Origin of the sequence: Paraburkholderia sp. GAS32 (assembly GCF_050434225.1) — a bacterium.
Lineage (GTDB): Bacteria > Pseudomonadota > Gammaproteobacteria > Burkholderiales > Burkholderiaceae > Paraburkholderia > Paraburkholderia madseniana.
Genome location: NZ_JBNPVS010000084.1, coordinates 1 through 20851 on the forward strand (window position 1 = coordinate 1; position 20851 = coordinate 20851).

The 20851-nt window shown below is 63.0% G+C and carries 18 protein-coding genes and 1 pseudogene; 11 read left to right on the plus strand and 8 right to left on the minus strand.

Annotated features, from left to right (window positions below; translation table 11 throughout):
- Positions 1-93: 93 nt before the first annotated feature.
- Positions 94-465 (plus strand): annotated as a pseudogene (locus P3T25_RS46710) (TonB-dependent receptor domain-containing protein); the annotation flags it as partial.
- Between the two features lie 100 nt (positions 466-565).
- Here P3T25_RS46710 and P3T25_RS46715 read toward each other — a convergent pair.
- Positions 566-1897 carry a chloride channel protein gene (locus P3T25_RS46715; RefSeq protein WP_171926404.1) on the minus strand — a complete coding sequence of 444 codons (1332 nt, stop codon included), beginning with the start codon at positions 1895-1897 and terminating at the stop codon, positions 566-568.
- Between the two features lie 479 nt (positions 1898-2376).
- Here P3T25_RS46715 and P3T25_RS46720 point away from each other — a divergent pair, with 479 nt between their 5' ends.
- The 8 genes from P3T25_RS46720 to P3T25_RS46755 all read left to right on the plus strand — a co-directional run bounded on the left by P3T25_RS46720 (position 2377) and on the right by P3T25_RS46755 (position 14692).
- Positions 2377-3597: an MFS transporter gene (locus tag P3T25_RS46720; RefSeq protein WP_154564871.1), complete on the plus strand. Its 1221-nt coding sequence runs from the start codon at positions 2377-2379 to the stop codon at positions 3595-3597.
- 438 nt (positions 3598-4035) lie between these two features.
- Entirely contained in the window at positions 4036-4902 is an 867-nt protein-coding gene (locus tag P3T25_RS46725; protein ID WP_154564873.1) for a TetR/AcrR family transcriptional regulator, read from the plus strand.
- Between the two features lie 282 nt (positions 4903-5184).
- Positions 5185-7683, plus strand: coding sequence for an acyl-CoA dehydrogenase (locus tag P3T25_RS46730; protein ID WP_429364409.1), 2499 nt, complete (start codon positions 5185-5187; stop codon positions 7681-7683).
- A 124-nt stretch (positions 7684-7807) separates the two neighbouring features.
- Positions 7808-9220 carry a 3-oxoacyl-ACP reductase gene (locus P3T25_RS46735; protein WP_429364411.1) on the plus strand — a complete coding sequence of 471 codons (1413 nt, stop codon included), beginning with the start codon at positions 7808-7810 and terminating at the stop codon, positions 9218-9220.
- A 2-nt stretch (positions 9221-9222) separates the two neighbouring features.
- Positions 9223-10143 carry a MaoC/PaaZ C-terminal domain-containing protein gene (locus P3T25_RS46740; RefSeq protein WP_154564879.1) on the plus strand — a complete coding sequence of 307 codons (921 nt, stop codon included), beginning with the start codon at positions 9223-9225 and terminating at the stop codon, positions 10141-10143.
- A 179-nt stretch (positions 10144-10322) separates the two neighbouring features.
- Complete coding sequence (locus P3T25_RS46745; protein ID WP_154564881.1) at positions 10323-11624, plus strand: acetyl-CoA C-acetyltransferase; 1302 nt, start codon at positions 10323-10325, stop codon at positions 11622-11624.
- Positions 11625-11774: 150 nt separating this feature from the next.
- Positions 11775-13580, plus strand: a complete 1806-nt coding sequence (locus P3T25_RS46750; RefSeq protein ID WP_154564883.1) for an AMP-binding protein — start codon at positions 11775-11777, stop codon at positions 13578-13580.
- A gap of 50 nt (positions 13581-13630) precedes the next feature.
- The gene (locus P3T25_RS46755) at positions 13631-14692 is read left to right on the plus strand and encodes a DUF1571 domain-containing protein (RefSeq protein WP_407674815.1); all 1062 of its coding nucleotides are present in this window, start codon (positions 13631-13633) and stop codon (positions 14690-14692) included.
- Positions 14693-14696: 4 nt separating this feature from the next.
- On the opposite strand, the gene P3T25_RS46760 is transcribed toward P3T25_RS46755, so the two are convergent.
- The 6 genes from P3T25_RS46760 to P3T25_RS46785 form a co-directional block, all read right to left on the minus strand.
- The gene (locus tag P3T25_RS46760) at positions 14697-15104 is read right to left on the minus strand and encodes a hypothetical protein (RefSeq protein WP_154564885.1); all 408 of its coding nucleotides are present in this window, start codon (positions 15102-15104) and stop codon (positions 14697-14699) included.
- A gap of 45 nt (positions 15105-15149) precedes the next feature.
- Positions 15150-16727 (minus strand): FAD-binding oxidoreductase, encoded by a 1578-nt coding sequence (locus tag P3T25_RS46765; protein WP_429364414.1) that lies wholly within the window; start codon positions 16725-16727, stop codon positions 15150-15152.
- Between the two features lie 39 nt (positions 16728-16766).
- The gene (locus tag P3T25_RS46770; protein ID WP_266258052.1) at positions 16767-17264 is read right to left on the minus strand and encodes a hypothetical protein; all 498 of its coding nucleotides are present in this window, start codon (positions 17262-17264) and stop codon (positions 16767-16769) included.
- A gap of 269 nt (positions 17265-17533) precedes the next feature.
- Positions 17534-18376: an anti-sigma factor gene (locus P3T25_RS46775; protein ID WP_154564891.1), complete on the minus strand. Its 843-nt coding sequence runs from the start codon at positions 18374-18376 to the stop codon at positions 17534-17536.
- Complete coding sequence (locus tag P3T25_RS46780; RefSeq protein WP_168435880.1) at positions 18376-18918, minus strand: RNA polymerase sigma factor; 543 nt, start codon at positions 18916-18918, stop codon at positions 18376-18378. Before P3T25_RS46780 ends, P3T25_RS46775 begins: the two co-directional genes overlap by 1 nt.
- Positions 18919-18933: 15 nt before the next feature.
- A complete protein-coding gene (locus P3T25_RS46785) occupies positions 18934-19071 on the minus strand; it encodes a hypothetical protein (RefSeq protein WP_166618265.1) in 138 nt (45 codons plus the stop codon).
- Positions 19072-19423: 352 nt separating this feature from the next.
- Between P3T25_RS46785 and hfq the strand changes: the two genes are divergently transcribed.
- A complete protein-coding gene (hfq, locus tag P3T25_RS46790; protein WP_429364417.1) occupies positions 19424-19924 on the plus strand; it encodes an RNA chaperone Hfq in 501 nt (166 codons plus the stop codon).
- A 20-nt stretch (positions 19925-19944) separates the two neighbouring features.
- Here hfq and P3T25_RS46795 read toward each other — a convergent pair whose 3' ends face one another.
- Complete coding sequence (locus tag P3T25_RS46795; RefSeq protein ID WP_154564897.1) at positions 19945-20172, minus strand: hypothetical protein; 228 nt, start codon at positions 20170-20172, stop codon at positions 19945-19947.
- A gap of 319 nt (positions 20173-20491) precedes the next feature.
- Between P3T25_RS46795 and P3T25_RS46800 the strand changes: the two genes are divergently transcribed.
- Positions 20492-20683, plus strand: coding sequence for a hypothetical protein (locus tag P3T25_RS46800; RefSeq protein WP_154564899.1), 192 nt, complete (start codon positions 20492-20494; stop codon positions 20681-20683).
- Positions 20684-20851 lie beyond the last annotated feature (168 nt).

Below are 20851 nucleotides of genomic sequence, written 5' to 3' on the forward strand. Positions count from 1 at the left end.
ACTACGTTGCGCATCTTGCTCGGACTACGGCTCACGCAACGCTTGCACCATTCATCGAAGCAGTGGTCCTCAGGATATATGACACAGTAAGACTATCAGGATGTGAAGAACGTAAAGGCAAACGACGCGTCGCTGAACAACTGGCCGGTCGACGTCCCTCGCCCTCGCCAGATGGCATCGTTGTGGACCGACTGGACATGGCATACAGGAGCGCTCGCCGGCTTCGGGATCGGTGGTGGGATCCGCTACCAGAGCGCGTCCGCGGGTGCGCCGGACAACTCGCTGACGGTCGCAAGCTATACGCTGTACGACGCGGCACTGCACTATCACACCCGCAATTGGCGTCTCGCACTGAACGTGGCGAATCTGTTCGACCGTCACTACATCAGCGGCTGCCAATCGTACTCGGTCTGCGCGTTCGGCAACGAGCGAACCGTGCTAGCCAACGCGAAATACACCTGGTGATAAAGCATCCCCGATTTTGGGGCAGCTTCAGATAACGGAATTTAAACCACGCCAAGCCGTCAGCCACGACTGGCGGGCAAGACGGCAAAGGCAAAAAAACCTATCGCGCTTTGCCCGCCCCACCCCAGTTGAAACCAGAACTGAACTGCAGCGCCGGCGCCCACTTCGCGCATGCCTGAAAACTCAACGCAGCGCCGCCGACGGCAAACAAAACTGGAATCAGAAAGTCGTGGCTCACCCGGGTAAATTCAAAAACGAGCACCACAGCCGTAACCGGCATCTGCATCGAAGCAGCCAGAAACGCCGTCGCGCCGACAACGGCAAACGCGCCTGAAGAAGCGCCCGGCCAGAACAGACTCCAGGCCCCGCCGAGCACGATCGCCAACAACGCGCCATTCGCAAGCCCGGGCGTCAACAAGCCGCCTTCAGCACCCGCACGCAAACTACTCGCGGTGATCACCACCTTCAGCACCAGCAGCATGGCCGCGAGCGCCATCGTCAGGTTGCCGTCGAACGCCAGGCCCGCAGGCCCTTTGCCATTGCCGAGCAACTGCGGAAAGTGCATCGCCAGTACGCCGATGATTGCGAAGTTCAACAGCGACAACACGGGCAAACGCCAATCCCTGGGCGCCTCTGCACGCGCGCGTTTCGTCAGCTCCGTAAAGCCCCACGCAGCAGCACCGAAAATCGGACCGCACACCACAGACCAGACGACCAGCGACGTACTCACCGTCAACGACGGCACCAGATATTGATGCTCGTTGCCCAGACCGAATTGCGCGACCAGCGCCGCGACGGCCGATGTCACCACGGCAGGCACCAAGGCCTTCGAGCCAAACGTGCCCAACAGAACCTCGAGCACGAACACCGCGCCACCGAGCGGCACGTTGTAGACAGCGGCCAGACCCGCGCCGGCACCGCACGCGACCATGATCCGGCTTTGCTCGACCGATAAGCCCGCGCGGCGCGAGAGCCAGCCGGCCAGCGCCGAACCGATCTCGCGCGGCGCGACTTCGCGTCCGAGCGGCGAGCCGAGCGCCACCGTCACGATCTGCAGCAGCGCATGCACGGTGGTGCTCACCACAGGCATACGCGGATCGTCGGATTTGACGGCCTGGCGAATGCTGACGAGCGGCCGCCCGAAGCGATACAGCAACCACCAGCCGAGCCCGGCCACCAGTCCGCACATCGTCAGGACGAGCACACGCCGCTCAGGCGTCGCATCGGTGACACCTTCCAGGAAACTCTCGCTGCTGATGACGTGCGTCACGCTGTAGCCATATGCGAGGTGCTGAATGCCGTGCAGCAGCAAGGCGAGCAACATGCCGCCGAGACCGGCGCCGATCCCCGTCAGCAACGTGACGACGGCCAATGCTGCAAGTGGATTGCGCGCGCGGCGCCGTGGCTCCGAAGTAATTGATTTGACTGACATGGTGCGTCGACAGAGGCGGAATTAATGGGATAGCGATCATCTTATTCCGCGTCGCAACATGAATCAAATTGCTTTTTCTACTCGACTGATGCGTCATGCGCATAGGTGGCACGCATCCGCTTCCTGCAACAGAAACGTAAGCACTTGAGCCCGTCCGGATCATGAGAGCGGACGACGCATGCATCTGTCGGCCCACCACCGCTCGTTACCTCAGTTCACCGACACGGAAAATACATTACGAATAACAAACAATTTATCAAACGCGGTTAATACAATAATTACATTAAGCCGACATCCGCCATGCATTGAGATTCGCACCGGAATTCGCTCCAGGGATTAATACGGATAAACGCGGCATCAACCATGCAAGCGCTTAACGCTCGGCGTACACTCGCTCGAAGCCCGCACCACGGGTCGCACGGGGCTGCAGAGCCGCCCGTCGTCAAACACGGGTTATTGGAGACTCAGGAGAACAATCAATGAGCTGGACACGGGAACAGAGAAACGTCACGATCGCCGCCTATCTGGGCTGGACTCTCGACGCATTCGATTTCTTTCTAATGGTGTTCGTATTGAAAGATATCGCGGCGGAATTCAATACAAACATCCCGACGGTTGCCTTCGGCATTATGCTGACCCTGATAATGCGTCCAGTCGGCGCATTGATTTTCGGCTGGCTCGCCGACAAGTACGGTCGCCGTCCGACGCTGATGGTCAACATCGCGTGCTTCTCGCTGCTGGAATTGCTGTCCGGCTTTTCGCCTAACCTGACCACCCTGCTCGTGCTGCGCGCCCTGTTCGGTATCGCGATGGGCGGCGAATGGGGCGTGGGCGGCGCACTGACGATGGAAACCGTGCCGCCCAAGTCGCGCGGCATCGTCTCGGGCCTCCTGCAGGCCGGCTATCCGAGCGGCTACCTGCTCGCCTCCGTCGTGTTCGGCGTCTTCTATCAATACATCGGCTGGCGCGGCATGTTCTTCGTCGGCGTGCTGCCGGCGTTGCTCGTGCTGTACGTGCGAGCACACGTGCCGGAGTCGCCGGCCTTCAAGACGCTCGAGAAGAAAGTGCGCCCGGGTCTCGTCGCCACGTTGAAGCAGAACATCGGCCTGTCGCTCTACTCGATCGTGCTGATGACCGCGTTCAACTTCTTCTCGCACGGTTCGCAGGATCTGTATCCGACCTTCCTGCGCGTGCAGCATGGATTCGACGCGCATACGGTGTCGTGGATCACGATCACGCTAAACATCGGCGCGATTTGCGGCGGCCTGTTCTTCGGCTGGTTCTCGGAGAAGATCGGCCGCAAGCGCGCGATCTTCATCGCCGCCTTAATCGCGTTGCCGGTGTTGCCGCTGTGGGCTTTCTCCACCACGCCTGTGCTGCTCGCGGCCGGTGCCTTCCTGATGCAGATCTCCGTACAAGGGGCATGGGGTGTAATTCCGGTGCACCTGAACGAAATCTCGCCCGATGAAATTCGCGCGACGTTCCCGGGCCTCGTGTACCAGCTCGGCAATCTGATCGCGTCGGTGAACGGCCCTCTGCAGGCGAGCGCTGCCGAAGCACACGGCAACAACTACGCACTGGTCATGGCCGTCGTGATCGGTATCGTGGTGGTGGTGATCGCCGCGCTGATTCCGTTCAGCCGCGAACGCCGCGGCATCGACATGACACAATCGGCGAAAGAGGTCGCGGCAAGCACCTAAGGAAGCCGCCTCGCGGCACAGCTTCAAGCGTTCGAACTAAACAGCTATTTCGCCGGCGCGTTATCGGGCACAATAGCTACAAAGGCGGCTCGAACCGCCACAATGCAGCGCAAGCAGCAATGCAGGCGCCGGGCAAACGCAAAGCAGGAACGCGCGAACCCGGCGTCAGAAAACAAACGCAAGGCCAAACACAGGTAGCAAGCAATACGAGGCCGTTCCGATTTCGATCGGAACGGCCTTTTTTATTTCCGCGCGGCTTGACGCGCCCGCGCGCATTGGAAAAACGGACCTTCGTCAGGTCTTCTAGAGGAGTTAGTCCACACCGAGCCCTTGATCGCAGTCCCGATCCTTCTTTATCCTGAAAAAAAACGGCTGTTTCAAATAGTCATTTGAATCGCTTGTTTGCGGGCCGGATGCCCGGCAACTGGGAGACGCAAAATGGCAGTTCGCACAACAGGCCGGCATGCCGGCGACACGAAGTCCCGCATCCTCGACGCCGCCGAAACACTGTTCATCGAATGCGGCTATGAGGCCATGTCCCTGCGCCAGATTACTTCGCGGGCCGAAGTGAATCTCGCGGCAGTCAACTACCACTTCGGCAGCAAGGAATCGCTGATTCACTCGATGCTGTCGCGCCGGCTCGACCGGCTCAACCAGGAGCGGCTCAAGCTGCTCGACCGCTTCGACGAAATGCTCGGCGCGCGTCTGACCTGCGAGCACGTGCTCGGCGCCATGTTCATTCCGGCGCTGCGGCTGTCGCGCGATCCGCGCATCGGCGGCAAGGCGTTTTTGCGCCTGCTGGGGCGTGCCTATACCGATCCGTCGTCGTTCATTCGCGACTTTCTCAATGCGCATTACGAGTCCGTTGCGATTCGCTTTTTCGATGCGTTCCAGCGTGCGCTGCCGCATCTGCCGCGTGAAGAACTCGGCTGGCGTCTGCACTTCGCGATCGGCGCGCTATCCGGGGTGCTGGCCGGCACCGATACGGACAGCCTGATCTCGGAGTTCTCGCAAGGCAAGTCGATGAACGACCTGCAACTGATCGCGCGTCTTGCATCGCTGATGGTGGCCGCGCTGAAAGCGCCCTTGCCCGACGGCTCGCAACTGGCCACGTTTGCCGCCGTGCTGGGCGACGCCACCGAAGGCGGCGCCGAAGGCCAGATGGAATGCGCGAACCCGGCAGCGGGTACACAGCAGGCCTCAGGCGGATTTGAATCGTCGGGACCCGCAGTCTCGGACGGCGAACAACGCGGCGGCAGCATGGAGGCGAGTCCGTTTCAGCCCGCGTTGCACGGCACGGCTTGATCGGAACTGAAGCTGATGCGGGCGGTGCTGCGATGGGCCGTCCGCGTGCAAAAACATGAATGAATACCGCATATCCGAGCAGCACGTCTAAGTCCCGCACCTAAACAACATCACGCTGTCGAATTGAAAAAACGACACGAAGAACGCAGCAGGGGCGCAACGCAAAAGCGCCCCGAGCGCGCGACGCGGCAGTAACACCGCCAGTCAGAAGACCAACAGAACGCGAGCCGTCCGCGACCCGTGGATGCGTTCGCACGCACCATCGAAACAGGAGGAAACGTTATGTCGTGGTTCACCCTGGTACTCGTCATTGCCGCTCTCGCGCTCGTCTACGTTCAGGCGCGCGCTTCATGGTGGCTTGCCTTCATGATCGTCTGGGTGGCGGCCGCGCATGTCAGCGGAGCAGCGGGGCCGGCGGCGACAACGTTGCTCGCGATCGTCTTCGTGTTCCCCGCCCTCGTCCTCACGATCAAACCGCTGCGCCGTACATGGCTCACGAAACCGGTGCTCGACATTTTCCGCAAAATCCTGCCGGAGATGTCGCCGACCGAGCGCGACGCAATCGAAGCCGGCACCGTCTGGTGGGACGCCCAACTGTTCTCCGGACGCCCGCATTGGGACACGCTGCTCGGCTACGGTCCGGCCACGCTCTCCGCCGAAGAACAGGCGTTTCTCGATGTCGAATGCGAGCATCTCTGCGATCTCGCAAACGACTGGGAAACCACCATGGTGTGGCAGGACCTGTCGCCGGAAACCTGGCAGTACATCAAGGAGCGCGGCTTTCTGGGCATGATCATTCCAAAGCAGTACGGCGGCAAACAGTTCTCCGCTTACGCGCATTCGCAGGTCATCATGAAGCTCTCCACGCGCTGCTCGGCCGCCGCCGTTTCGGTGATGGTGCCGAACTCGCTCGGCCCGGCTGAATTGCTGATGCACTACGGCACCGAAGAGCAGAAGAACCACTATCTGCCGCGCCTCGCTCGCGGCGACGATATCCCCTGCTTCGCGTTGACGAGCCCTTACGCGGGTTCCGATGCGGCGGCGATTCCCGATGTCGGTATCGTCTGCAAGGGCACGTTCGAAGGCCGCGAGACACTCGGTTTTCGCGTCACGTGGGACAAGCGCTACATCACGCTGGGACCGATCGCGACCGTACTCGGCCTTGCATTCCGCGCGCTCGATCCGGACCATCTGCTTGGCTCGGACGAAGAGCCCGGCATCACCTGCGCGCTGATTCCGACCGACCATCCGGGCGTCAACATCGGCCGCCGTCACTGGCCGCTAAACGCGGTGTTCCAGAACGGTCCGAACTCGGGCAAGGACGTCTTCATTCCGCTCGACTGGGTGATCGGCGGCCGCGCGCAAGTCGGCAACGGCTGGCGCATGCTGATGGAGTGTCTCGCCGCGGGCCGCGCGATTTCGCTGCCGTCGTCGAATGTGGGGATGGCGAAGATCGCCGTGCGCGGCACCGGTGCCTATGCCGCGATACGCCGCCAGTTCCGCACGCCCGTCGGCAAGTTCGAGGGCGTGCAGGAAGCGCTCGGCCGCATGGGCGGCAATCTCTACGTGATGGACGCCGCGCGCCGCCTGTCCGCGCAGGCGGTGGACCTCGGCGAAAAACCCTCGGTGATTTCGGCGATCGCGAAGTACCACATCACCGAACGCGCCCGCATGGTCATCAACGACGGCATGGACGTCGCCGCCGGCAAGGGCATCTGCATGGGGCCGTCGAACTTCCTCGCGCGCGCCTATCAGCAGGTGCCGATCGCGATCACCGTGGAAGGCGCGAACATTCTCACGCGTTGCCTGATCATCTTCGGCCAGGGAGCGATTCGCTGTCATCCGTATGTGCTGAAGGAAATGGAGGCCACGCGCGAAACGGATCGCAGCAAGGCGCTGCGCGATTTCGATGCGGCCTTCTTCGGTCACGTCAGCTTCACGCTCTCCAATGTGGTGCGCAGTTTCGTTTATGGCGTCACGGGCGGCGCGTTCATCACCAAACCGCGCACGGCGTACGCCCCGCTGCTGTCGTACTACCGCGCGGCCACTCGCATCTCGACGGCTTTCGCGTTGCTCGCCGACGTCTCCATGTTCGTGCTCGGCGGCGATCTGAAACGGCGCGAACGCATCTCTGGGCGCCTCGGCGATGTGCTCTCGCAGCTCTACCTGATCTCGGCAACGCTCAAGCGTTTCGAAGACGAAGGCCGTCAGGAAGAAGACCTGCCACTGGTGCGCTGGGGCGTCGAAGATTCGCTGTACAAAGCGCAGCACGCGCTCGACGGTGTGCTCGCGAATTACCCGAACCGCCTCGCCGCGGGTCTCGTGCGCGTGCTGGCATTCCCATTCGGCCTGCCGTATCGCGAGCCGTCCGATCGCCTCGGCACGGAGATCGCGGAGCTGATGCAAACGCCGGGCGCGGCACGCAACCGCCTCGTGTCCGACTCGTACGTGCCGCATCCGGATGTCGACGCGCTCGGCTACGGCGAGCTGGTGTTCGAGTTGAACCCGCGCTTCACGCAGATCGACCAGAAACTGCGCGACGCAGTCAAACAAGGCCTGCTCGAACCGATGCCGCAGAGCCTGCCGCAACTGGCCGCGTGGACCGAGACGGCGCAACAGAAAGGCCTGATCGACGCCGACGATCGCCGCGTGCTCGAGGACTATGCGCGGTATGGCGCGCAAGTCGTGAAGGTCGACGACTTCCCGCCCGACTTCGACATGCTCGCCAATCTGCAAAAGCGCAAGGACGCGCTCGAAAAAGCGCGGGAGTTCGCGGCCTGAGCGCCTTGAAAAAAACATCCAGGCGGGGCTCACCCAGATGCCCCAAACTGGGTGCACACTGACACACGTTTGAAGTCCCCGATGGGACTTCCTTCGGAGCGTGGCCAGCGGAGCAATCAATAATATGAAAGACTCTTACCTGAACTTCGTCAACTCGCCATTCGGCGCGCGCCTCGCGCGCTCGTTAGGCTTACCGAAGCCCGAGGTGCTGCACCGTTATCGCGCGGACCGGCCTGAGTTCGACGGACTGATCGCGATCGGGGCGGGCCGCGAACCGCGTCTGCTCGATGCGCTCGCGAATCTCGTGACGAGCATCGGCATGACCAGCGTGGCCCATGAAAGCGCGGGGCTATGGGTGCCGCTCGCGAATCGCCATGGTTTGATGACGGGCCGTTTCGAACCGGCGGAGTCCGGTTCGCACGGCAAGCTCGCCGCCCTGCTGTTCGATGCGAGCGGTATCGAAGACAGCAGCCAGCTCGAACCGCCGCACAGCTTTTTCCACGATACGCTGCGCTCGCTCGGCAAGTGCGGCCGCATCATCGTACTGGGGCGGCCGCCGGAAGCCTGCGCGAGCCCGCGCCAATGGACCGCGCAGCGCGCGCTCGAGGGCCTCACGCGTTCGCTCGGCAAGGAGGCACGGCGCGGCATTACCGCGAATCTCATCTACGTGGAGCAAGGCGCCGAGCACGGCATCGAGGCGACGTTGCGATTCTTTCTATCGCCGCGCTCCGCGTATGTGTCGGGCCAGGTGGTGCGCATCGGCGTACACACCGGTGCCGATGCCCTCCCGGCATTCGACTGGATTCAACCGCTCGCAGGCCGGCGTGCCGTGGTCACCGGCGCCGCGCGTGGCATCGGTGCATCGATTGCGAGCGTGCTCGCCGCGGAAGGCGCACACGTGATCGGCATCGACATTCCCACGGCGCGCGAGGCGCTCGACTCGACCATGCGCCAGTTGAACGGCACCGCCCTCGCCTTCGACATCGCCGCGCCCGAAGCGCCCGCGCAGATCGCCGCGGCGCTCGACGAACAGGGCGTGAACATCGTCGTGCACAACGCGGGCATCACGAAAGACAAAACCATCGCAAAGATGACCGACGCCGCGTGGCAAAGCGTAATCGACATCAACCTGTCCGCGCAGGAACGGATCGATGACGCCCTGCTCGCGGCGGGCATTCTGCGCGACGGTGGCCGCATCATCGGCGTGTCGTCGATCAGCGGCATTGCCGGCAATCTCGGCCAGACCAATTACGCCACATCGAAAGCCGGCGTGATCGGCCGGGTGCAAAGCATGGCGCCGCATCTGCGCGCGCGCGGCATCACGATCAACGCGGTGGCGCCCGGCTTTATCGAAACGCAGATGACCGCGAAGATTCCGTTGACCATCCGCGAGGCCGGCCGCCGGATGAACTCGATGAGCCAGGGTGGCCAGCCGGTGGATGTCGCGCAGGCCATAGCGTGGCTCGCGCATCCGGGATCGGCGGGCGTGAGCGGCCAGATCGTGCGCGCGTGCGGACAAAGCCTGATTGGAGCGTGAGCATGAGTGAACCGGGTGATCCGTTCCGGGGTGGTCACGCAGCGGGCGCGGCCCGTCCGAAGACCGTCTTCATCGAGCAGTTGCCTGCGCCGGCGAAACTGTATGGGCGCGCGTTGTCCGGCATCGTCAAACGCGGGCGCGACACACACCTGCCGGCGTTGCGCCTCGTGCGCCCGGCAGTCGCCCTCGACCCGGGGCCGATCTGGCGTTATTCGCGGGTCTGCGGCTTCATCCCCGAGCATGGCGTGCCGCTCACGTATCCGCATCTGCTGGCCTTCCCGCTGCATCTGCTGATGCTCACCGACCCGGCGTTTCCCTGGCCCGCGCTCGGCCTCGTGCATCTGGCGAACCACGTGCGGCTGCGCCGGCCGCTCAATTACAAGGACATGTTGCGCGTCGAGGTGGAATTCGGCGCGCTGCTGCGTCACGACAAGGGCCAGGCGTTCGTGCTGCATACCCGCATGTACCGCCGTGGCGAAGCGGTTTGGGATGGCGACAGCGTCTATCTGAAACGCGGTGTGCCGGCGAGCGGCAGTTCGCTCGATCCGCTGGAGCTCGGGCACGTCGCGCTGGAACGCATCTCGCGCTGGCAACTGCCGCCGCAACTGGGCCGCGACTACGCGCGCGTATCCGGCGACTACAACCCGATCCACCTGAGCGCGCTGTCCGCGAAGGCATTCGGCTTTCCGCGTGCGATTGCACATGGCATGTGGACGCTGGCGCGCGCCGCCGCCGCGCTGCAACCGCCGAAACCGCTCGCCGAGGCTACATTGAGTGCCGAATTCAAATTGCCGATGCTGCTGCCGGGCGAGGCGTCGCTGTGGAGCGCATCGCCTTCGCTGATCGAGCGCGACATCGAGGTGCGCGACATTACCGGAGAAAAACCGCATTTGCGTGGCCGTATGCAGTGGAAGCTGCTATGAGGCACCGGCAGACACCCACAGGCACGCGCATGCTTTCGTCACCGCATGGAATTGAAGCCGCCTGCAAATCGTTGCTGAGCTTGCAGACACACCAACGCAAAGCAGCCTTACTCGCCGTTCGTATCATTTGCACCGTTCGCACCGTTCAATAACCAGGGAACGACCCAAAGGAGCCAAGCATGTCCAACCCGCTGCCCGCCGTGCGCCGCGTCGCCATCATCGGCGGCAACCGGATTCCGTTTGCCCGCTCGAACACCGCTTACGCGACCGCGTCGAACCAGGACATGCTGACCTTCACGCTGCAAGGCCTGATCGACCGCTACAACCTGCACGGCGAACGTCTTGGCGAAGTGGCGGCCGGCGCCGTCATCAAGCATTCGCGCGACTTCAACCTGACGCGTGAATCCGTGCTGTCCACCACGCTCGCCAAGGAAACGCCCGCCTACGACGTGCAGCAGGCCTGCGGCACCGGGCTGGAGGCGGCCATTCTCGTCGCCAACAAGATCGCTCTTGGGCAGATCGAAGTGGGGATCGCGGGTGGCGTCGATACGACCTCCGACGCACCGATCGGCGTCAACGAGCGCATGCGCAAGATCCTGCTCGAAGCGAATCGCGGCAAGAGCACCGGCCAACGTGTCGGTGCTCTCGCCAAACTGCGGCCGGGTATGTTCTTCAAACCGCTTTTGCCGCGCAACGGCGAGCCGCGCACCGGACTTTCGATGGGCGAGCATTGCGAGCTGATGGCCAAGCGCTGGAACATCTCGCGCGAAGCGCAGGACGTGCTCGCTTACGACAGCCATCGCAAGCTCACCGAGGCGTATGCGCGCGGCTTCGTCAACGATCTGATGACCCCGTATCGTGGCCTTGCGCGCGACAACAATCTGCGTTCCGACCTGACGCTCGAAAAACTCTCCGGTCTGAAGCCGGTATTCGATCGCGACGCGGGTACGCTGACCGCAGGCAATTCGACGCCACTGACTGACGGCGCGTCCGCCGTGCTGCTCGCAAGCGAGGAATGGGCAGCCAAACATGGCCTGCCAGTGCTGGCGTATCTGAGCTGGTCCGAAACCGCCGCCGTCGACTTTTTCGACAAGAAGGAGGGCCTGCTGATGGCGCCCGCCTACGCCGTGCCGCGCATGCTCGCGCGTGCCGGGCTCACCTTGCAGGACTTCGATCTATACGAAATTCACGAAGCCTTCGCGGCGCAAGTGTTGTGCACGCTCGCGGCGTGGCAGGATGACGAGTATTGCCGCACGCAGCTCGGGTTGCCTGGGCCGCTCGGTGCGATCGATCGGGCAAAATTGAACGTGAATGGCAGCTCGCTCGCCACCGGCCATCCGTTTGCCGCCACGGGCGGCCGTATCGTCGCCGGACTCGCGAAGATGCTCGCGCAACTCGACAAGCCGGCCGGCACCGCGCGCGGACTGATCTCGATCTGCGCGGCGGGCGGCCAGGGCGTAGTGGCAATTCTGGAACGCTAGGCGTCGCGCTTGCCTCAGCGCGTGTTTCAATGAATGCCTTGTTTCGAAGGCTGCAGCAATGACCGCTTTGATTGCCGCCTTGATGACTTCAATGACTGGCTGCAAGACCAGCATACAAACCGATGAAGCGACTGCTTCAGGAGACGACCGATGACCCAGCCCACGCAAGTCCCGCTCTCGCCCGCCGCCGGATCCACACCGCTTGCGAATGCAGCGGACCCGGTGCCCAGTCAGGCGGCGAATCGCGCGCCCAACACCGACGGCATCTGGTACGCGTCGTATCCGGCAGACGTTCCGCATGAGATCGACGTCAACCAGTACGAATCGCTCGTGCAGTTCTTCGACGAATGCATCGCGAAGTTCCGCGAGCGCGTCGCGTATGTGAGCGTCGGCGCGAACATGACGTATGGCGAGCTCGGCCGCAAGGCCGCCGCATTCGCCGCGTATCTGCAAAGCATCGGTGTGAAGCCCGGCGAGCGCGTCGCGATCATGCTGCCGAATACGTTCCAGTATCCGGTGTCTCTGTTCGGCGTACTCAAGGCGGGCGGCGTAGTGGTCAACGTGAATCCGCTCTACACGGTGCGCGAGCTCGCGCACCAGTTGAAGGACAGTGGCGCGCAAACCATCATCGTGTTCGAGAACTTTGCGAAGACCGTCGAAGACGCACTGCCCGGCACCAAAATACAGAACGTCATCGTGACGGGTCTCGGCGATCTGCTCGCCGACGGCCTGAATCTGAAGGGACGTCTGCTCAATTTCATGCTGCGCCATGTGAAGAAGATGGTGCCGGAATACAAGCTGCCGAAAGCGGTGCCGCTGCTCGACGCGCTCTCGATCGGTTACACGCGGCCGCTGACGCCCGTACGTCCCACGCACAACGACATCGCGTTCCTGCAATACACCGGCGGCACCACGGGCGTGGCCAAAGGCGCGATGCTCACGCACAGGAACATTATCGCCAACCTGCTGCAGGCGAAGGTCTGGTCCGAGGGGCAGTTGAGCGGCGACATCGAAACGGTGCTCACGCCGCTGCCGCTCTATCACATCTATTCGCTGACGGTGAACGCGCTGATCTTCATGGGCCTCGGCGGACGCAACATCCTGATTGCCAATCCGCGCGACATGAAGCGCGTGATGATGATCATCCGTCACGAGAAATTTACCGGCATCACCGCGGTGAATACGCTCTACAACGCGTTCCTCGACAACGAAGAATTCTGCAAGCGCGACTTCTCGAACCTGAAACTCGCGATGGCCGGCGGCATGGCCACGCAGAAATCGGTCGCCGATCGCTTCAAGGCGGTCACCGGCAAGCCGATCATCGAAGGCTATGGGCTGACCGAGTGCTCGCCGATCGTGTCGATGAATCCAGTGGACCTGACCAATCTTCGCGACTTCGAAGGCTCGATCGGTCTGCCCGCACCGTCCACGCAAGTACGCTTCAGGAAAGACGATGGGTCGTGGGCAAACATCGGTGAGGCCGGCGAACTGTGCGTGAAGGGTCCGCAGGTGATGAAAGGCTACTGGAATCGTCCGGAAGAAACCGCCAAGACGATCGACGACGCCGGCTGGCTCGCCACCGGCGACATCGGCGTAATGGATTCGCGCGGCTTCATTCGCCTGATCGACCGGAAGAAAGACATGATCCTGGTGTCGGGCTTCAACGTCTATCCGAATGAAATCGAAGACGTGATCGCGATGCTTCCGGACGTGCGCGAAGTCGCCGCAATCGGCGTGCCCGATGCGGCGCAGGGCGAGCGCGTGAAGGTGTTCATCGTCAAGCGCAATCCGTCGCTGACCGCGGAACAGGTGATCGCCCACTGCCGCAAGAACCTCACGGGGTACAAGGTGCCGAAGCTCGTCGAGTTCCGCGACGAGCTGCCGCAAACCAACGTCGGCAAGATTCTGCGCCGCGCGCTGCGCGACGAGGAACTCGCGAAGCAAAAACCTGCCTGACAGGCAAGGCGCCTGGCACCACGCCTTGCGCCGTCCTTTCGGAGAGATTCATGGAGCACAGCATGTCCGCACGCTCACGCCGCTCGAGTAGCTTGAGCCGCTCGCGTAGTTCGAGCCGCTCGCCGGCCTTCATGCGCCTCGCCCGTCTTTCGTCGGAGACCGCCACGTTGGGCGCGTCCCTAGCCGCTTCATTGCGTGCGGTTTCGTCACGGGGACTTCTGATCGGCGCGCTAGTGGCCAGCGTCGCCGCGCTGGCAACGCCGCCGGCATTCGCACAGAACGACGACACGCCGCCCGCGCTCGACACCAACAGCGCCGTCAAGGCGCCCACCACGCCGTCCTCGCAGGTCGGCAAGCTCACGCTCGACCAGCAGGTCAAGTGGCTGCGCGCCGCGCAACAGAGCGGCGCCATGGAGAAGCTCGACGACGCGCAACTGGTCGCGCTGTTCCAGTCGCTCGATCCGCTTGCGTTACCGCGCTACATCAAGGAAGGGCCGAACGGTTTTCCGTCATACGAGTTCACCATGTCGCGCTCGGAACGCATTCATGGCCAGTGGCCCGACAAGCCCGATCACATGCTGGTGCGCATCGCCCACGATCCGCTGCGAATCTACGCAAAGTGGCTGCCCGACGGCGCGCACGCCGGCCAGGAAATCATCTACGACGAGTCCAAGCGCACCGACGAAATGTACGGCCACCTTGGCGGCATCATGAATGTGATGCCGCTGTGGACCGCGTTGAACGGCGCCCTCGCTCGTGCGCAATCGAACCACCAGGTGCGCGATCTCGGCACCGAGTACATTGCCGGTCAGTACCTCTCTGAATGCAAAAAATACATTGAGGCCGGCATACCGCGCTCGAATCAGGTGGAAGTGAAAACGATCGACGGCGTGCGCGTGGTCGCCTTCACCTTCGAAACACCGAACGGCCCGCCGCAGTTCTATGCGAAGAAAGAAACGCTCGGGCTGGATCTGCGGCATCCGTATTTCCGCACTGTCGAGTCTTATGACAACGACGGCAAGATCTTCGAGAAGATCGTCTTCGAAAGCATCACGCCGAAAACGCTCGACGATTCCACCTTCGATCCAAAGAACAAAGCTTATAAGTTCTAGGGTTCTAGCGGATAAGACGCGGCGTCAACGCGAAAGCGACATGCGCGACGAGCCCCGCACCCTGCTCGTGGCTGTGCTCGACCAGTTGGCCTACGCGGGTGGCAAGTTCCCTGAGCACGAAGTAATCGGATGCGCGTGTGAGGCCGATCAGCGACGCCGGTGTTTGCGTGGGTGTCTGCCTGAAACGCGGCGCAAGTGTCGTGTACCAGAGGGCGCCGATGTCGTCACCGGCTTCGAATACGGGCAGCTTCATGCGTGCGACGTAGTCGGCGAATGCGGGGCCGCCCGCGAGGGTGGAATCGATCACGGCGAGCGTGTCGCGGCGAGCGGCGGCATCGGCGAGCCACGGCCATGCGCCCCCTGCCGCGGTCGAGAGCCATGCGCCGGTCATCATGAAAGCGCGTCGGTCCATTGCCTGTTCACCTCGCTCACTGACTCACTAACTCACTCACGCGCCTCACGTATAACCCCGCCGGTCGCGCCACGCTGCCGGCCAGATCCCCTGCTTGCCCGGCGCGAGAATGCCGTTCGGGTCGAGGGCGTCCTTGATCGTTTCCGAAAGCCGCAGCAACGCGCCGTCGTTGAAACTGTACTGCGCCGCCGCGAAATCCATATACGCGAGATGCGCGCGATATTCGCCGTAACCCGCCGCGCGCGCATCGCTCATCAGCGAACGCAATAAAGCGCCCGCCTGCTCGACCTGATTCGCGTCGTCGCGGTCGAAGATTGCCGCGAAGATGTGATGCAGATGACGCACACCCGCAGTAAAGCCACCGTAGTAATCGAAGCCGTATTCCGCCGCGCGCGCCTTGACCATCGTATATTGACGCAGCGCGTCGCGGCCGGTCGCTGGGCACACCGGCGCGAAGTCCACATGCGCGCCCGCGCCGCCGCGCCAGTCGAGCATGCGAAACGCGCTCATCGCGGGGATGCCGGCCAGGTTGCGATCGCCGCCCGCGGTGGGTTGCGCATCGCCCGTATAACGAACCGCCGAAAGTTTCGCCTGTGGCACGCGGGAGAACGCGCGCTGCACGATCGCATAACGCGCGTCGATCAATTCAGGCGTCCCGTACAGCGCGAAATGAAGATTCCAGCGGCCCACGTTCAGCTTGTCGAGCATGGCCGCCACCGCACTTTCAGGCATGGCGCCTTTGCCTTCGTACCACTGCTGACGGGCCGACAGACCCGCGGCCCGGCGCAAACCGCCTTCGATCACCGCATTGTTGCGGATCGTTTCATCGAGCCGCAATGGCCGCAAAATATCGACGATCGTTTCGAGATCCTCTTCGTGCCGGAACTGGATTTCGCCGAGCAGATACGCGGGCGGCGCGGGCATCAGCCAGACACCGAGCTTGGTGACGATGCCGTAGTTCGACTGCATGAACATCGCATCGAAGGAAGGCCCAAAGCCCGGTTGATACAGTTGCCACGCGGTGCCGATTTCGATTCCGCCCATCCCGGTTCGCAACACGTCGCCGTTGGCGAGCACCACTTCCATGCCGCACTGCGTCGCCGCGTGATCGCCGTACGCGGTATAGCCGAAGCCGCGCTCGAGCGTATTGCCGACCACGCTGCCCCAACCCGCCGCGGGCGGATCGACCCAGAGCTTGTAGCCTTTTTCGCGAAGATGCGCGTAGAGATCGAAGTAGCTGACGCCCGGCTCGACCAACGCGTAAGCGAGCGTCTCGTTCACTTCAATGATGCGATTCATCCGCTGCAGATCGAGCACGACTGAACCCGCCAGCCGCGGTGCGGCGCCACCGTACGCGAAGTTGCGGCCGGTCGAGACCGTCCATAACGGAATGCGAAATTGATTGGCAATCCGCAACACCGCGCGAATCTCGTCGACCGACGCGGGCAGCAACGCGGCCGACGCGGAGAACGCTTCGCGCTCGCCGGGCGCGAACGGATCAAGGTACGCGGCGAGCCCGGCGGCCGAGGTCACCACGTGCGACTCGCCGACGATCGCGCGCCAGCCGGCGAGCGCGCGATCGAACCCGGCGGCGGAAACTTTCGGCGGCAAGCTACGCGTCAAGGCATCTCCTTTGCGGCGATACGTGTGTGCGGCGCCAAGCTAGCGGTGCATCCCACCGCCACCACCGCCGTGCGACATGCCGTGCGACATGCCGCCCCACATGTGCGTCGACCCGCCGCCGTGCCAGCCGCCGCGCCCACCCATTCCATACGATCCGTGTCCATAACGCACATGATCCATGTGATGAAAATGATGAAAGCGGTCGACGAAAATGACCGACACGCCAGCGAATGCCACCGGCGGCCCCCAGTACCATGGATCGTAGTAATACACCGGCGCCGGCGCCATGGCCTGCGCGGCGGCATCGTCTTCGACGATCTGCCAACTGCCGTCGGGCTGCAGGCACGCGCGACCGCTGACCTGCTGCATGACGCCGTCGATTTCCGCCTGACCCACCACGAAGCGGCAGGTCGACGCGTCCGTCGGCGGCGCATTCGCATCCGATTGCGCTTCGACCGGCGCCGCGTAAACGGCGCACAGGCACAGACACGCTACGCCGAAACGCAGCCCCGTGCCGAACTGATGAAAAGTAAGCATGATTTCGCTGCCTCGACGTGCCGGCGTTGCGACTCGCAAAAAGCGTGTCGACACCGTAAAGACCCCGTCGGTTTGCCTCGCACGAGACCATGCCGTCCCAACGCGCTTGCAAGGCGGGACAGCATGATCCTGCAGCGAGTAAACGTGGCGCCGCGCGACGCTATTCCGACGGCACACGCGCGCGCACGGCGGTTTCTGTTACCACGTGTTGCAACGGAATCCGACGATCAGCGTTTTGCCTGGTCCGGGTGCTCGCCGCGCTTGCAGCGCTACTGCCAGGCCTCCGGCTTGCCGCCTAGCGCGCTGCACACTTCGATAGCAATCGAGCGCAGCTTGTCTTCCGAAATCGGCCCGGATAACGCGTAGCCCATGCGGTCGCTGACCCAGTAGAAGGTTCGGCGGTTACCGTCGCGGAACAGGCGGAATGCGGTTTCGTCGCGAGCAATTCCGGTGATGTACAGCGTGAGGCGCGCGCCGCTGGTATTTTCGTACATGAACTGCGCGGCCGGTCCTGCTTCGCCCGGCAACAGACGCCCTCCCACCAGCGAGTAACCGTACTCCTGCAACGACGGCACCGACAGCGGCCGGTTCAGGCGTTTGGACAGCCAGTTGATCAGATGCTCTTCCTCGTTCGCGGCGACTTCGACGGGATGACGCCGCTCGGGCGTGTACACCGCATAGGCGATATCGGCGCGCTCGGCAAAGCTCGGCGGCTGGCCGCCCAGCCCGTTCCACGCGCCGCCCGTCAGACGCGGGGCGAGCGGCCCCAAGGCGAGCGCGAGACCCGCGCCGGCCGCGAGCCAGCACGCCGCGAGGCCGACGCGTTGCCACCACGGCGTCGGCCGCCGCACCACGATGAAGGCCGGTTCGTCGTCCGCGTCGCTCTGTCCGACGCTCTCGCTGCGTTCGCTGCCCTGCGGCGCGCCGCACAGCGCCTGCAGCGCCGCTTTCTGCGCGCGCCATGCCGCCACTCTCGCGGCAGCCTGCGGCTGCTGCGCCAGTTGCGCCTCGATCGCGGCGCGCTCCTCAGGCGGCAATTCGCCGTCGACAAACGCCGACAGCGCCCGCGGATCGGGCCCCTCAGGCAAGCTGGAATCGTGCTCGTTATTCATCACGGATTTCTCACTACTTTCAGCGGCGGGACTTTGCGCGCCAACCCCACAGCGCCCCCTTCAAGCGGCCCCTCCGTCATCAGCACGCGCATGTGTTCCCGCGCGCGCGACAGCCGCGACATCACCGTGCCGATCGGCACGCCGAGCGCTTTCGACGCTTCCTGATAAGACAGTTCCTCCACGCAAACGAGCAGCAGCACTTCCCGCTGCTCGACCGGCAGGCAATATAGCGCCCGCTGCAAATCACGTAACACCAGACCGTCGACCTCGCCATGCGGCGCTTCGAGATTGCGCCACGGCGCGCTTTCATCGTCGACGGCAATCTCGCGGCGGCCGCGCAACTGATCGATGTAAAGATGCCGCAGGATCGTCAGGAGCCACGCACGCAGGTTGCTGTTCGGACGGAACGCCGACCAGCGCGCGAGCGCGCGCTCCGCCGTATCCTGCACGAGGTCGTCGGCCCAGGCGCGGTCGCCCGTCAGTGCGCGCGCGTAGCGGCGCAACTGCGGGAGCCACGAAATCACTTCAGCTTCGAAACTCACCCGGCGTGGCAACGATCAGTAGCCGCCGCCGCTGCTACTGTTACCGCTGGCGCCCGAAGCGCCGCTGTCGGTGGTGCAGCCGCTCGTTGCGAGCGAGCCCAGCGCGAGCGCCAGCAGCACGAAGGTGGCGGAAAGAATGCGGGATACTTTCATGGTGAGTCTCCTGATGAGCGCCCGGCCGGCGCCTGCGAGCCGGGGATCCGATCGGCCACGTGCGAAATGCAACGCTGCCATGTCTGAATTAACGTGAGCGGGCTGTGATTTATTCCACGTACGGCAGCGACACGCACCATCTTTTTCCGCCACCCCGATCTGGCGTGCTCGAACGTGGCCGAAGAAAGCGCTATTCGTCGGCAGATTCGTAACTCAACGTTACAGCTAATAGTTATCAGATGCTTATGTCCGCGCAAGCCGTTATAGTGGACGCAGTTCGCCCGCCGACGCGTTCTGCCCCCACACAGGGTAGAATCGCGGCGAACAACCGTCTTCCTAACCTGAATTGTCCATGGCTTCCGCAGAATCGCATCCGCAAAACGACTTCATGAACGCTGCGCGCAAAGAACGAAAGCGCGTCGAGATCTATCTTGTCAACGGCATTCGCCTGACAGGGTGCATCGAGTCGTTCGATCAGTATCTGGTGATGCTGCGCACGCCTGTCGGCCTGCAAGGCATTTACAAGCGCGCGATCTCGACGATCCAGCTCGACACCGGCACGCGTCCGGCGCCGCGCGCCGGGGGGCGGCCTTCGCACGGCGAGCACACCACGCGTGGCCCGCACGGCTCGCGTGAACCGCGCGATCACCGTGAACCGCGCGAGTCGTATGGCGCGCCGTCTTCGGATCGCCCTGCGCCCGATCGTAGCAACAGCACGTCCGACGGTCCGGTGGTCGTGACACGCCGCCGGCGTCTGTTCGGCACGGGCGGCGGCGACGGTGGCAACCATGGCGGCGGCAATCATGGTGGTAATGGTGGCACCGGCGGTGGCACCAGCGGTGGCAACGAATAAAACGCCGCCTTGGCGGCCGGCTACTCCGACGGATAGCCGAGCCGCTGCAAGATTTTCTCCAGCCGCATCACCTGCAAGTCCGTCAGCTCGAATCCGCATTTGACCGCCAGCACGCGGCGGCGCCAGTACACGGCGTCCAGCATGCGCAGCGCCGGTTGCCGTGTCGCCCAATCCAGATGCTCCAGTTCGGCTTCCACCACGTGTGATGCGTTGAAGCGCTGCGCGCGCGCCGGGTTTTTTCGGTCCATGTCGTTCGCTGCCTTGTTGTTCGCTGCTTCTGGTTGCTCCCCTCCCGAGCTTGGACGTTGTCCGTTCACGGTATGCCGTGTTTTTTTGCCGGGCTGTGTGGCCGGCGGATGCTTTTTGTTGTCAGGCAACACTCGGAGAACGACTTGATGCGGGTTGGTTTTAAGTTTTGTTTTTTTGCTTGTTGTTTTCTGATTTCAGTTTTTTTGGGGTTTGAAGGAAATGCTTACGGTGCGGGGGATTGGGTTGTTCGGCTGATGCTCTGCCCGGGGTTGCTTTGCGCTATGCTGAGTTGTCGAGTGTCTTCCAGTGGAGCACGTCATGACCAAGCAGAAGCAACACGCAACTCATCACAAGGAAGCGGTGCAGCCGCCCGCTGAGTCAGCCGATAGCCGTCTCGATGAGGCTCTTGAAGAAAGCTTTCCTGCTAGTGATCCGATTGCAGTCGATATGAGTGAGCCGCGGCACTCGGCTGTGGATGAAGTGCCTTCGGCGGGGAAGAAACGGCATTAGATTGGGGGCTTTTTTCCTCGCAGGGCGCGCGTTTTGGTGGGGCGCCTTGGGGTGGTGCCTTTCCTTGATTTGCTAGTGGTCTATTAGCGTTGCCCCTGTGCGGGGCGGCACTTACTTTCTTTGCCGCCGCGTAACTATTCAGCGCTTGTAAACTGCCACCAGGCTGTG